Below are 12444 nucleotides of genomic sequence, written 5' to 3' on the forward strand. Positions count from 1 at the left end.
GTGTGGTTGCTCAACGAATCTGGTGCTTGTGCAACAACCGGTAGAACGTCGGCCGCGACACACCCAGCACCTTGGCCGCGATACTCAGGTTGTCACTGTGCCGGTTCAGCACATCGCACAACGCCTGCCGCTCGGCGCGGTGCTTGTAGTCTTCCAGCGTGCCCAGCGGCTGGTCCTGCTCCTGCAGGTCCTGCAATCCCAGGTCCTGGGCCTCGATCTGCCGTCCCTCGGCCAGCACCAGGCCACGCCGCACCCGGTTGGCCAACTCGCGTACATTGCCGGGCCACTCGTGCCGGCCCATGGCCGCCAGGGCACCGTCGCTGAATGAACGTGGCCGCCTGCCCGTCTCGGCACTGTAGAACTGCGAAAAATGGCTGGCCAGCATCGACAGGTCGCCATGCCGGTCACGCAGCGGCGCGGTCACCACTTGCAAAACATTCAGTCGGTAGTACAGGTCTTCGCGAAATCGCGCCAATGCAATGGCTTTCTCCAGGTCCACATGGGTGGCCGCCAGAACCCTGACGTCGACCGCGATGGGCTGATTGCCGCCCACCCGTTCGATGTGCTTTTCCTGAAGAAAGCGCAGCAGATTGGCCTGCAACTCCAAGGGCAGGTCACCGATCTCGTCGAGAAACAGGGTGCCGCCATTGGCCGCTTCGATGCGCCCTACCTTGCGCTGGTGGGCCCCGGTGAAGGCGCCCTTTTCATGGCCGAACAGCTCGGACTGGATCAGGTGTTCCGGGATGGCCCCGCAATTGATGGCAATGAAAGGTTTGTCCCGACGTTGTGATTGCCGGTGCAGGGTGCGTGCCACCAGTTCCTTGCCGGTTCCGCTTTCGCCACGGATCAGCACCGGCGACTCGGTCGGTGCCAGCTTGCCGAGCAGCTTGCGCAACTCGCGGATCGGCCGGCTTTCGCCCAGCAGCTCGTGTTCAGGCTCATCGACCCGCACCGCGCCCTTACCGCGCAGGCGTGCCATGCCAAAGGCACGGCCCAGGGTGACCTGCACCCGGGAGACATCGAACGGCAGCGTATGGAAGTCAAAAAACCACTCGCAGACGAAATCGCCGACATTCTGCAGGCGCAGTTCCTCGGCGCTGAGCACGGCGATCCACTCGGTATTGCTGCGCTTGATCAGGTCCTTGAGCGCTTCGGGGTGCAGCAGGTGCGAGGCTTGCAAGCGCACCAGGCCAACATCGCAGGGTTGCTCCAGCGCCGCCTCGAGCGTGCAACTTCGGACATCCCAGCCGACACTGCGCAAGCCCGGCAACAGACGGTGGCAATCGTCGCAGGGGTCGACGATCAGCAGGCGGCGGTGGGATGCAGGTTCAAGCATGACCTTTCCTTGGCGCCAGTTATTGGTTTTTTACCTATAAACAGACAGTTGCGACGCCCGAATTAACAGTAGCAATGAACTTGACGCTCCCCACTACCGTTGGTCAGCCCGTCAGCCGTGTGCCCGGCACACTCGGGAATTATCTCAATCCTTGCGCGTCTGAGGCGGGAGCGACAAGCACGGGCGAATCAATCGTCAATAAAAAATTTCAAAACCTTGTGACTTGAACCCTGACCTGGAGCATCAGTACAAATAACCCCGCGCTGTAGAGTGTTCAGGAATAACACCGCGGAACAATATTTCGCTGTTTGGGACCATGAGAGAGACCGAACCATGAATGCCCCGCTCCGTGTCAACGAAGCACTGCTGATCGCCGACCACGCCTTCGAACCCTTCCAGTGCGTAGCCTGGGATGCACCCAACGGTACCGGTGAGCTGAGCCTGGCAGTGATCGACCGGACCAGCACCCGTATCGGCAGCAAACAAGTGTCCTCGCGCGTCTATTCCGACCCTGCGCAGTGGGCCAGTTTGATCGAGGAAGTGCGCGCCGAACTGTCCGGCAAAGGTTACGACCTGCAACCCTGGTCGATGCCAAAGTAACAAGATTGCCTGTTACAAAGTGCGTGGCCGCCACGCACTTTGGCAACTTTCCCCGAATACGGGGATAACTTTTTCAATTGCGACATCCTGTCGCAGCCACCTGCTTAATTGACCACGCTGAACTGCTCGATATGCCGATATTCGGCATGCAGTTGTTCGGCAAGTTGTCGTGCGCGGCCCACACGTACCGCCGCCATTTCCATATCCACCAGCAACGTGCTGCACGGTAACGGCTGCAACTGTGCTTCCTGCTGCAGGCGACCATCGGTCAGCACCAGGCAACGCTGGGTCTCCAGGGGCAGGCGCTTGCTCCGCGCCAACAACCAGCGGCGCGCCTCTTCCAGCGCCGCCGGCAACGGCGTGCCGCCGCCAGCCCCCAGCGCCTGCAACCAGGGCTGCAAGGCAGCCGAGGCCTTCAGGCCATGCCGTTGCCATTGCGGTTTGTCGCCACTGGCTGTGAGCAAGGCCAGGCGTGCACGCTGCCGATAGGCCTCATCGAACAATCCAGCCAGCAGGCCTTTGGCCTGGGTCAGTGCCTGGTTGCGGCGGGTGGAAGCCGATGCATCGACGATCACCAGCCAGAGCTCCGGCGCCTGGGCCTGGCGCTGTTGCCAGCACAGGTCGCGACGCAGGCGCGGGCGCCCCTTGAGCAGGGTCGCCAGCCAGGCAATACGGCCGGTCTCGGCCGTACGCGAGCGGCCCCGGGCGCTACCTGTCAAATTGCCGACACGGGGCTTGGCATCCGCCGCCTGGGCAGGGCGCGAGCGGATGCTCAGGGCTTTTTTGCCCAGTTCGGTACCTCGCGGCGTGCGCCCGTCGCCACCGGCTGGGGCGGCAAGGCGCCCCAGTCGCCCTGCCCCCCTTGCGCTTGCTGCGGCCGAGGTGGCTCGCCCGCCGTGGCGGCCTGCGCTTGCGGTGCGTGGGCGCGACGGCGATGGCGCAAGGCAAACTCGGCAACCGCCTCCACATCCACTTCCTCGATCACTGTATTGCCACGCCAGGCGGCGTGGGCCCGTGCCGCACGCAGCCAGACCAGGTCGGCGCGCATGCCGTCCACCCCGGCGGCAAAGCAGCGCTCGGTGATCCAGGCCAGGGCCTGGTCGTCCAGGGCGATCGACGCCAATTGCTCGCGCGCGGCCTGGCAACGCTGGCGCAGCGCGCTCTGCTGGGGCGCCCACTGGGCACAGAACGCCTGCGGGTCGCTGTCAAAAGCCAGCCGACGGCGAATGATCTGCTGCCGTGCTTCAGGCGCGGGCAGGCCCTCCAGGGCCAGGTTCAGGCCAAACCGGTCGAGCAGTTGCGGCCGCAGCTCGCCCTCCTCCGGGTTCATCGTGCCGATCAGCACGAACCGGGCGGCGTGCCGATGGGAGATGCCATCGCGCTCGATGCGGTTGGTACCGCTGGCTGCCACGTCCAGCAGCAGGTCCACCAAGGGGTCGGGCAGCAGGTTGACTTCGTCGACGTACAGTACGCCACCGTCGGCATGGGCCAGCACACCCGGCGAGAACCGCGCCTGGCCCTGGCTCAAAGCGGCATCGAGGTCGAGGGTGCCGACCAGCCGTTCTTCGGTCGCCCCCAGTGGCAGGGTCACGAACGGGCCGTCGCCCAGCAAATCGGCCAGCCCCCTTGCCAGGGTGCTCTTGGCCATGCCCCGGGGGCCTTCGATCAGCACGCCACCGATCTTCGGGTCTATCGCCGTCAGGCACAGGGCCAGCTTGAGGTCATCGGCGCCGACCACGGCGGCCAGGGGGAATTGTACGGGTTCGCTCATGTTCAGCTGTCTTCCTCGCCGGCGAGCAACTGCTGCTCGAGGCTCTCGCGATAGTCGCCCGGCTCCTGCCACAAACCGCGCTGCTGGGCTTCCAGCAAACGCTCGGTAAGGTCGCGCAGGGCTTCGGGGTTGTGCTCGCGCATGAAATCTCGGGTGGCCGGGTCGAGCACATAGGCGTCGGCCAGGCCCTGGTAATGATGGTCGTCGATCAGGTGGGTGGTGGCATCGAAAGCAAACAGGTTGTCGACCGTCGCCGCCAGCTCGAACGCACCTTTATAGCCATGACGCTTGGCGCCGTCGATCCATTTCGGATTGAGCGCGCGGGCACGGATCACTCGGTTGAGTTCTTCCTTCAGGGTCCGCACCCGCGGCCGGTCGGCCTGGCTGTGATCGCCGTGGTAGCTGGCTCGTGCGGTACCGGCCAGGGTTTCGGCCGCTGCCAGCATGCCGCCCTGGAATTGGTAGTAGTCGTTGGAGTCGAGCAGGTCGTGCTCGTGGTTGTCCTGGTTCTGCAGCACGGCCTGCACCTGCGCCAGGCGCTGGGCGAACGCGGCGCGGGCCGGTGTGCCCTCGTCGCTGGCGCCGTAGGCGTAGCCACCATGGTTGAGGTAGACCTCGGCCAGGTCGTCGCGGCTGTGCCACAGGCGCCCGTCGATGGCGTTCTGCACGCCGGCGCCATACGCCCCCGGCTTGGCTCCGAATACCCGCCAGCCGGCCTGCCGCGCCGCCTGCTCCAGCTCCATGCCGGCGCCGAGCAACACTTCACGCTCGGCGCGCACCCGGGCGGCCAGGGGGTTCAGGTCGTCCGGCTCGTCCAGCGCGGCCACCGCCTGCACGGCGGCGTCGAACAGGCGGATCAGGTTGCCGAAGGCGTCGCGGAAGAAACCCGACACTCGCAGCGTCACATCCACCCGCGGCCGGTCGAGCAGGCTCAATGGCAGGATCTCGAAGTCGTCGACCCGCTGGCTGCCGGTGGCCCAGACCGGGCGCACGCCCATCAACGCCAGGGCCTGGGCGATGTCGTCGCCGCCGGTGCGCATGGTCGCCGTGCCCCACACCGACAGGCCCAGCTGACGCAAGTGGTCGCCGTGATCCTGCAGGTGGCGCTCGAGGATCAGGTTGGCCGAGGCAAACCCCAGGCGCCACGCCGTGGTGGTCGGCAGGTTGCGCACATCGACGGTGTAGAAGTTGCGCCCGGTGGGCAGCACATCCAGGCGTCCACGGCTGGGCGCGCCACTGGGCCCTGCCGGGACGAAACGCCCAGCCAGTGCGGCCAGCAGGCCGTCGATCTCGGCGGCGCCACAGGCGTCCAGGTCCGGCGCGATCCGTTCGATCAGCGCCTGCAAGACCTCGCGCACCGGTGCCCAGCCGTCTTCATCCGGCAACGCCGCAGCCCCTTGCAGTGCCTGCTCGATCAATGTCAGCGCGAGGCACTCCAGACGCTCACGGGTATCACCACAGGTGCGCCATGCGCTGTTGTCGAGTTGCAGCAGCAGGCCCGGGCGCGGCCCGTCCCAGGCCTGCCCCAGGTCGCAGTCCAACGGATCGAAACCCAACGCCAAGGCCTTGGCCAGCACGCGAATCAGGCTGGCATTGCCGCCCTTGCCATCCCCCCGCGCCACCCGCACCAGGGCCAGCAGCGTGTCGCTGCGCAGGCGCCCCTGGGGCGACTGGCCGAACACATGCAGGCCATCGCGGATCTGCGACTCCTTGAGGTCGCACAGGTAGGTATCCAGGCGCGGCAACCACACCGCAGCATCCTCCAGCTGCCCTTCAAGCTGCAGTTCGCGGTCGATGTGGTTGGCCTTGACCAGTGCGAGGATGTCGCGCTGCAACTCGTTGGCGCGACGTGGATCGAGCAGCTGCGCTTCGTAGTACTCGTCGGCCAGCTGTTCCAGGTGGCGCAGCGGGCCGTAGGTCTCGGCGCGGGTCAATGGCGGCATCAGGTGGTCGATGATCACCGCCTGGGTGCGTCGCTTGGCCTGGGCGCCCTCGCCCGGATCGTTGACGATAAATGGATAGATGTTGGGCAGCGGCCCGAGCAACGCGTCCGGCCAGCATTCGGCGGACAGCCCCACGCCCTTGCCCGGCAGCCATTCCAGGTTGCCGTGCTTGCCGACATGGATCAACGCATCGGCGGCGTAGCCGTTGCGCAACCAGAAGTGAAACGCCAGGTAGCCGTGCGGCGGCACCAGGTCCGGGTCGTGGTACACGGCGCTGTGGTCCACCTGGTAGCCCCGCGCCGGCTGGATGCCGACGAAGGTCAGGCCGTAGCGCAGGCCAGCGACCATCATGCGCCCGCTGCGGAACATCGGATCCTGCTCGGGCGGCCCCCAGCGCTCCAGCACGGCGCGCTGGTTGGCCTCGGGCAACGCGGCGAAGGCGCTGTGGTAGTCGGCCAGGGCCAGGCTCTGGGCGCAAGGGCGCTGGTCAAGGTGATCGAGGTCGTTGGTGACACCGCCAAGCAACTGATGGATCAACTCGGTGCCGCTGTCGGGCAGGCCAGCTACCGGGTAACCCTGCGCCTGCAGGGCCTTGAGGATATTCAACGCCGCGCCTGGGGTGTCGAGGCCGACACCATTGCCGATGCGCCCGTCGCGGGTCGGGTAGTTGGCCAGCACCAGGGCCACGCGCTTCTCCTGGTTGTCCAGGCGCGCCAGTGTCACCCAGCGCCGCGCCAGTTCAGCGACGAAATCCATGCGTTCGGGGTGAGCGCGGTAGCAGACCACGTCGGACTGGCTGCGCTCGCTGCGCCAGGCCAGGTCCTTGAAGCTCACCGGCCGGGTGATGATGCGCCCGTCCAGCTCGGGCAAGGCGATGTGCATCGCCAGGTCGCGGGCGCCGAGGCCCTGCTCGCTTTGCTCCCAGCCGGGCTGGTTGTCCTGGGCGCAGATCGCCTGCAACACCGGCACGTCGCGACGCAGCGGGCGCAGATTGGGCTGTTCGGGGCTGGACAGGGCAAAACCTGTGGTGTTGATCACCACCTCGGCCTGCACTTCGTCGAGCCAGGCCTCGACCTGGTCCAGGCACGCGCGTTCCTTGAGGCTGGCCACGGCGATCGGTAAGGGATTCAAGCCGCAAGCCTGCAGGCGCTGGCAGAACACATCGATGAAGGCGGTGTTGGCTGCCTGCAGGTGGGAGCGATAAAACAGCAGCGGCGCCACCGGGTACTCCGGGTGCCATTCGGCGTACCAGTCCTCGAGCCGTGCGCTGGCCTTGGCCGGGTGGTAGACCACCGTGCGCGGCAATGGCTGCGGCTCGTCCCAGGGGTAGGCGCGCCCCAGCCACTGGCTGGCCAGGCAGTTGAACAGGTTCAGTGCATTGGCCTTGCCGCCCTGGCGCAGGTAATGCCAGAGGCGCTCGGCCTGTTCGCCGCGTACCGTGCCCAGGCCCGTCAGCTCCGGGTCGGGGCGGTCGTCGCCCGGTACCAGGATCAGCTGCACGCCCCGTGCCGCCAACTCGACCAGTTGTTCGACACCGTAGCGCCAATAACCGACGCCGCCATGCAGCGACACCAGGATCACCTTGGCATGGCGCAGCACCTGGTCGACATACAGGTCGACCGAGGCGTGGTTCTGCACCTGCATCGGGTTGGCCAGGCGCACGCTGGGGAAATCCGCCGGCAACTGCTCGGCGGTTTCGGCAAGCAGCGCCAGGTGTGAGTCACCGCTGCAGAGAATCACCAGTTCGGCGGGGGTCTGCCCGAGGTCGGCGATGCTGTCGTCCGGCACAAAGCCGCCGGGCTGGGTCCGCAGCAGGTGCATGGGTCAGGCGCCCAGGGCCTGGCGCAGGCGCGCTTCCAGCTGGGTCGCGTCCAGGTCCTGGCCGATCAGCACCAGGCGGGTGATCCGGGGCTCCTCGCTGCGCCATGCACGGTCGAAATGCTTGTCGAAGCGGGTACCCACACCCTGGATCAGCAGGCGCATCGGCTTGCCGGGAATGGCGGCGAAGCCCTTGGCGCGCAGGATGCCGAACTCGGTAACCAGTTGCGTCAAGGCATCGAGCAGCAGGCTTTCATCAGCCTCGGGCAGGTCGATGGAGATCGAGTCGAAGGCGTCGTGGTCATGGTCGTCATGGTCATCGCCGTCGTGATGGCTGTCGTGGTGGGTACGGCGACCATCGATATGCGCCTCGGACTCGGCGCCCACGCCCAGCAGCACCTCCAGCGGCAGGCGACCACTGCTGGCCTCGATCACCTTGACCGCCGGCGGCAGTTCCTCGGCCACTTCGGCACGGACCTTGGCCAGGCCCTCGGCATCGATCAGGTCGGCCTTGTTCAGCACCACCAGGTCGGCGCTGGCCAGCTGGTCGGCGAACAGTTCGTGCAGCGGCGACTCGTGATCGAGGTTGGGATCAAGCTTGCGCTGGGCGTCGACCTGGTCCGGGTAGGCGGCAAAGGTGCCGGCGGCCACGGCCGGGCTGTCGACCACGGTGATCACCGCATCGACCGTGCAGGCGTTGCGGATCTCCGGCCACTGGAAGGCCTGCACCAGCGGTTTTGGCAGGGCCAGGCCGCTGGTTTCGATGAGGATATGGTCGAGATCGCCGCGGCGCGTCACCAGTTCGCGCATCACCGGGAAGAATTCTTCCTGCACGGTGCAGCACAGGCAGCCGTTGGCCAACTCGTAGACGCGGCCATTGGCCTCTTCCTCGGAGCAGCCGATGCTGCATTGCTTGAGGATCTCGCCATCGATGCCCAGCTCGCCGAACTCGTTGACGATCACCGCGATGCGGCGGCCCTGGGCGTTGTCGAGCATATGGCGCAGCAAGGTGGTCTTGCCCGAGCCGAGGAAGCCGGTAACGATGGTGACGGGGAGCTTGGCCAGTGTTTTCATGTCGCGATGCCCTTGGCAGCAATGGCGCGGGCATGCAGGACGACAGCCACGGCCCGTGTCGGCCTGGCTGTTTCGCCACCGGATCACCCCGCCCGGTTGAAAGTCGAAAACGTTGCGAGGCAGGTCTCCTGGCTTGCACCGCCGGCCATCAAAGCCGGTGGGATGGCGCCTTCCCGCGCGTGCGCAGTGGCTGTGCCGAACCCTTCAGTGCCTACAGTTGCGGGGGCAGCCGCGGCTTGTACCGCGTTCCCGTCTTAGCCCGGGCCAACGCCCGGGAACCTCGAACCGGCAAGGCTACGCAGTGCCTGCCTGGCGGTCAACCGCCGCGGCGATTGACGCAGGCCCGGCCCCGTGATTTGCTAGCGCATTGCGTTCAGGTGCCCCCAACGGGGGTGAAACGGGAAACCGGTGCGTCGCGCCTCCTTTGTAAGAGGGCCGACAAGGCCGGTGCTGCCCCCGCAACGGTAAGCGAGAGAAGCGTCCAGACCACTGTGCCCATCATGCGGCATGGGAAGGTGACGTAGTCGATGGAGCCCGCTCCACCTCGCCAGCCCGGAGACCGGCCTGACATGCTTGCAGAACACCCCGCGGTGGGCGGGCGCTGTCGTATCACCCGGGCCAGCCGTGTCCGGGGGCGTCGCGCCTGCCCGTTGCCACAACAAAAGCAGCAGAGGAACGCGTCATGCCCATCACCCACGCCAAACCCAGTATCGCCACCCCCGTCAGCCTCAGTCAGCGCCTGATCGTCGCGGTCGGCGCCAGCCTGCTGGGCCTGTGCCTGGTGTACTTCGCCGGTTTCTCGCACATCGAGGCAGTGCACAACGCCGCCCACGACACCCGCCACAGCGCCGCCTTCCCTTGCCACTGAGTACGCCCGCATGATCACGCGCATCGCCCGTACCGCGGGTTTCAGCGGCCTGCTCGCCGCCCTCCTGCTGACCCTGCTGCAAAGCTTCTGGGTCGCCCCGTTGATTCTCCAGGCGGAAACCTATGAAACCGCCGCCCCCGCCGCTGAACATCATGAACATGGCGAGGCCGCCGCGCCTCATGAGCACAGCGCCGAGGCCTGGGCACCCGAAGATGGCTGGCAGCGTATCCTGTCCACCACAGGCGGCAACCTGGTGGTCGCCGTCGGCTTCGCCCTGATCCTCGCCGCCCTGTACAGCCTGCGCGCCCCAGGCCGGGTGGCCACTGGTGCGCTTTGGGGCCTGGCGGGCTTCGCCGTGTTCTGCCTGGCGCCGACCCTGGGCCTGCCACCGGAACTGCCTGGCACCGCAGCCGCCGACCTTGGCCAGCGCCAGACCTGGTGGATCGGCACCGCCGCCGCCACCGCCGCCGGCCTGGCGCTACTGGTGTTCGCCCAGCACTGGCTGTTCAAGGTGCTCGGAGTCGCCCTGCTGGTGATCCCGCACCTGATCGGCGCGCCACAGCCTGCGGTTCATGAAAGCCTGGCCCCCGAGGCGCTGGAGACCCAGTTCAAGATCGCTTCGTGGCTGACCAACGCCGCGTTCTGGGTGGCCCTGGGCCTGCTCAGCGCCTGGTTGTTCCGCCGCTCCAGCCAGCACTGATGCGCGACCTTGTTCCCCAGCCGGCGTTGTATGCCGGCTTTGGTTGCCGCCGTGGCTGCCCGGTCGAAACGCTCGCGGTGCTGCTGCGCCAGACCCTGACCAACCACGCCCTGCCGATGTCGGCGCTGAAGGCAATCGCCAGCATCGAACCCAAGGCGCGCGAGCCCGGCCTGCTGGCACTGGCCGAGCGGCTCGGGTTGCCGTTCATCTGCTTCGACAGCAGCCACTTGTCGACCTTCGAAGCGCTGCTCAGTCAGCGCTCGACAACGGTGTATGCCCAGACCGGCTGCTGGGGCGTCGCCGAAAGCGCAGCCCTGGCCCTGGCCGGGCGCACAGGCGCCGTGCCGCGCCTGCATGTGCCAAGGCAAGGGCTCGGCGGCGCTACCCTGGCCCTGGCCATCGGTGGATAATCCGCCCCTTTTACCTGCAAGGAACCCCCATGACGGTCTATTTCATCGGCGCCGGCCCCGGCGATCCCGAGCTGATCACGGTCAAGGGCCAGCGCCTGATCCGCAAGTGCCCCGTGATCATCTACGCAGGCTCCCTGGTACCGGCTGCAGTGCTCGAGGGGCATCAGGCGCACACCGTGCTCAACAGCGCCGAACTGCACCTGGAGCAGATCATCGAGGCCATGCGCCAGGCCCATGCCAACGGGCAGGATGTAGCCCGCGTGCACAGTGGGGACCCCAGCCTGTACGGCGCCATCGGCGAACAGATCCGCCACCTGCGTGAGCTGGGCATCGACTACCAGATCATCCCCGGCGTCACCGCCACCGCCGCCAGCGCCGCGTTGCTGGGCTGCGAGCTGACACTGCCCGACGTGGCGCAGACAGTGATTCTCACCCGCTACGGTGATAGCTCGCCAATGCCGGCTGGTGAACAGCTGGCCGACCTGGCCCGCCATGGCAGCACCCTGGCCATCCACCTGGGTGTGCGCCACCTGGAACGTATCGTCGAGCAGCTGCTGCCACACTATGGCGCCGCCTGCCCCATCGCCGTGGTCCATCGCGCCACCTGGCCAGACCAGGACTGGGTCAAAGGCAGCCTGGCGGACATCACCGAGCGTGTGGCCGCCAAGGGCTTCCGGCGTACTGCGCTGATCCTGGTCGGTCATGTCCTGGGCGACGCCCCCTTTGCCGACTCGGCCCTGTATCGCGCCGGCCATGCCCACCTCTATCGCCCCGGCTCGTGAAGCGATTGCCGAGCGGGCAAGGGCGGAGCACACTGGGCTTTCCAACTGGATGGAAGCCCCGACCATGCTCGACCTGCGCCCCAACTGCGAATGCTGCGACACCGACCTGCCACCCGAAAGCCCGGATGCGCTGATCTGCTCGTTCGAGTGCACCTTCTGCCGCGCCTGTAACGAGCGGCACTTCCACGACCGCTGCCCGAACTGCGGCGGCCAACTGGTGGCGCGCCCCACGCGCGTCGGCAAGGCGCTGACCAACAACCCCGCCTCCACACACCGTGTACTAAAGCCCCAGGTTCCCTGCGCCTGAACCCTTGTGCCGAACCTTTCTTGTAGGACTTTTCTACAGGTTGGTGCGGGATTTTCAACACACCTATACTCGCCTATTACCAAGGGTCCTGAATGTCCGTAAGGTGCGCGCTGCCCAGCAAGTCCGCAGCCCGCGCCTGAAATTCAACGCAGGAAGCGGGCTGCACTTTGACAGGAGTGACCTGAATGACATCCGTGCTGTTGGTCGATGACCACCACATTGTGCGACTCGCCGTACGCATGCTGCTTGAACGCGAACGCTTCACCGTCGTGGGTGAAACCGGCAAAGGCAAAGAGGCCGCCCGCCTGGCCGAGCAGACCAAGGCAGACGTGGTCATCCTCGACATCGGCCTGCCGGACCTCGACGGCATGGAAGTGATCAAGCGCCTCAAGCTGATCGACCCGCCCCCACGGATCATGGCCCTGACCGGCCAGCCCGCCGACCTCTACGTGCGCCGCTGCATGGACGCCGGCATCTCGGCCTTCGTCAACAAGGATGAAGACCTCGATGCCCTGGTGTTCGCCCTCAAGGCCTTGGTCAAAGGCTACTCGACCTTTCCGCAGATGGCGGTCAACAGCAACACCCTGGAAAGCGAGACCGAGCGCCTGGCACTGCTGTCCAACCGCGAAATGGAAGTGCTGCGCCGACTCAGCGCCGGCCAGAGCAACAAGTTGATTGGCGAGCAGATGAACCTCAGCGCCAAGACCATCAGCACCTACCGCGGCCGGATCATGGAGAAGCTCAAGGTCGAGTCGCTGGTGGAAATGGTTGACCTGGCCAAACGCAACAACGTGGCCTGAATCATGATCAAGGGCACCCTGCTGTGCCTGCTGCT

At 66.4% G+C, this 12444-nt stretch carries 12 protein-coding genes and 2 riboswitches; of the genes, 7 read left to right on the forward strand and 5 right to left on the reverse strand.

The genetic code is table 11. The features are described from left to right. Positions 1-10: 10 nt before the first annotated feature. A complete protein-coding gene (locus tag AAHK21_RS24735; protein ID WP_367858654.1) occupies positions 11-1336 on the reverse strand; it encodes a sigma 54-interacting transcriptional regulator in 1326 nt (441 codons plus the stop codon). Between the two features lie 333 nt (positions 1337-1669). Between AAHK21_RS24735 and AAHK21_RS24740 the strand changes: the two genes are divergently transcribed. Next, positions 1670-1936, forward strand: coding sequence for a hypothetical protein (locus tag AAHK21_RS24740; protein WP_028690802.1), 267 nt, complete (start codon positions 1670-1672; stop codon positions 1934-1936). Between the two features lie 104 nt (positions 1937-2040). On the opposite strand, the gene AAHK21_RS24745 is transcribed toward AAHK21_RS24740, so the two are convergent. From AAHK21_RS24745 to cobW, 4 genes are read right to left on the reverse strand one after another with little or no spacing between them, the layout of a single operon-like run. After that, complete coding sequence (locus tag AAHK21_RS24745) at positions 2041-2655, reverse strand: VWA domain-containing protein (RefSeq protein ID WP_367858655.1); 615 nt, start codon at positions 2653-2655, stop codon at positions 2041-2043. A gap of 53 nt (positions 2656-2708) precedes the next feature. Continuing rightward, positions 2709-3707: an ATP-binding protein gene (locus AAHK21_RS24750; protein WP_367858656.1), complete on the reverse strand. Its 999-nt coding sequence runs from the start codon at positions 3705-3707 to the stop codon at positions 2709-2711. A gap of 2 nt (positions 3708-3709) precedes the next feature. Beyond that, entirely contained in the window at positions 3710-7471 is a 3762-nt protein-coding gene (gene cobN, locus AAHK21_RS24755) for a cobaltochelatase subunit CobN (protein WP_367858657.1), read from the reverse strand. Positions 7472-7474: 3 nt separating this feature from the next. Continuing rightward, a complete protein-coding gene (cobW, locus tag AAHK21_RS24760) occupies positions 7475-8542 on the reverse strand; it encodes a cobalamin biosynthesis protein CobW (protein WP_367858658.1) in 1068 nt (355 codons plus the stop codon). Between the two features lie 100 nt (positions 8543-8642). Beyond that, positions 8643-8840: riboswitch (cobalamin riboswitch) on the reverse strand. A gap of 60 nt (positions 8841-8900) precedes the next feature. Beyond that, a riboswitch (cobalamin riboswitch) is annotated at positions 8901-9125 on the forward strand. 99 nt (positions 9126-9224) lie between these two features. Here cobW and AAHK21_RS24765 point away from each other — a divergent pair. The 6 genes from AAHK21_RS24765 (at position 9225) to AAHK21_RS24790 (ending at position 12409) form a co-directional block, all read left to right on the forward strand. Beyond that, complete coding sequence (locus AAHK21_RS24765; RefSeq protein ID WP_046855330.1) at positions 9225-9410, forward strand: CbtB-domain containing protein; 186 nt, start codon at positions 9225-9227, stop codon at positions 9408-9410. A 10-nt stretch (positions 9411-9420) separates the two neighbouring features. Continuing rightward, positions 9421-10110, forward strand: coding sequence for a CbtA family protein (locus AAHK21_RS24770; protein ID WP_367858659.1), 690 nt, complete (start codon positions 9421-9423; stop codon positions 10108-10110). Further along, entirely contained in the window at positions 10110-10520 is a 411-nt protein-coding gene (locus AAHK21_RS24775; protein WP_367858660.1) for a cobalamin biosynthesis protein, read from the forward strand. The genes AAHK21_RS24770 and AAHK21_RS24775 overlap by 1 nt, the downstream gene beginning before the upstream one ends. 29 nt (positions 10521-10549) lie before the next feature. After that, positions 10550-11302: a precorrin-4 C(11)-methyltransferase gene (gene cobM / locus AAHK21_RS24780; protein WP_367858661.1), complete on the forward strand. Its 753-nt coding sequence runs from the start codon at positions 10550-10552 to the stop codon at positions 11300-11302. A 64-nt stretch (positions 11303-11366) separates the two neighbouring features. Beyond that, on the forward strand, positions 11367-11609 hold the full coding sequence (locus AAHK21_RS24785) for a DUF1272 domain-containing protein (protein WP_367859031.1): 243 nt from the start codon (positions 11367-11369) through the stop codon (positions 11607-11609). A gap of 185 nt (positions 11610-11794) precedes the next feature. Continuing rightward, entirely contained in the window at positions 11795-12409 is a 615-nt protein-coding gene (locus AAHK21_RS24790; RefSeq protein WP_028690792.1) for a response regulator transcription factor, read from the forward strand. Positions 12410-12444 lie beyond the last annotated feature (35 nt).

The organism is Pseudomonas sp. TE50-2 (assembly GCF_040813665.1).
Classification (GTDB): Bacteria; Pseudomonadota; Gammaproteobacteria; order Pseudomonadales; family Pseudomonadaceae; genus Aquipseudomonas; species Aquipseudomonas soli.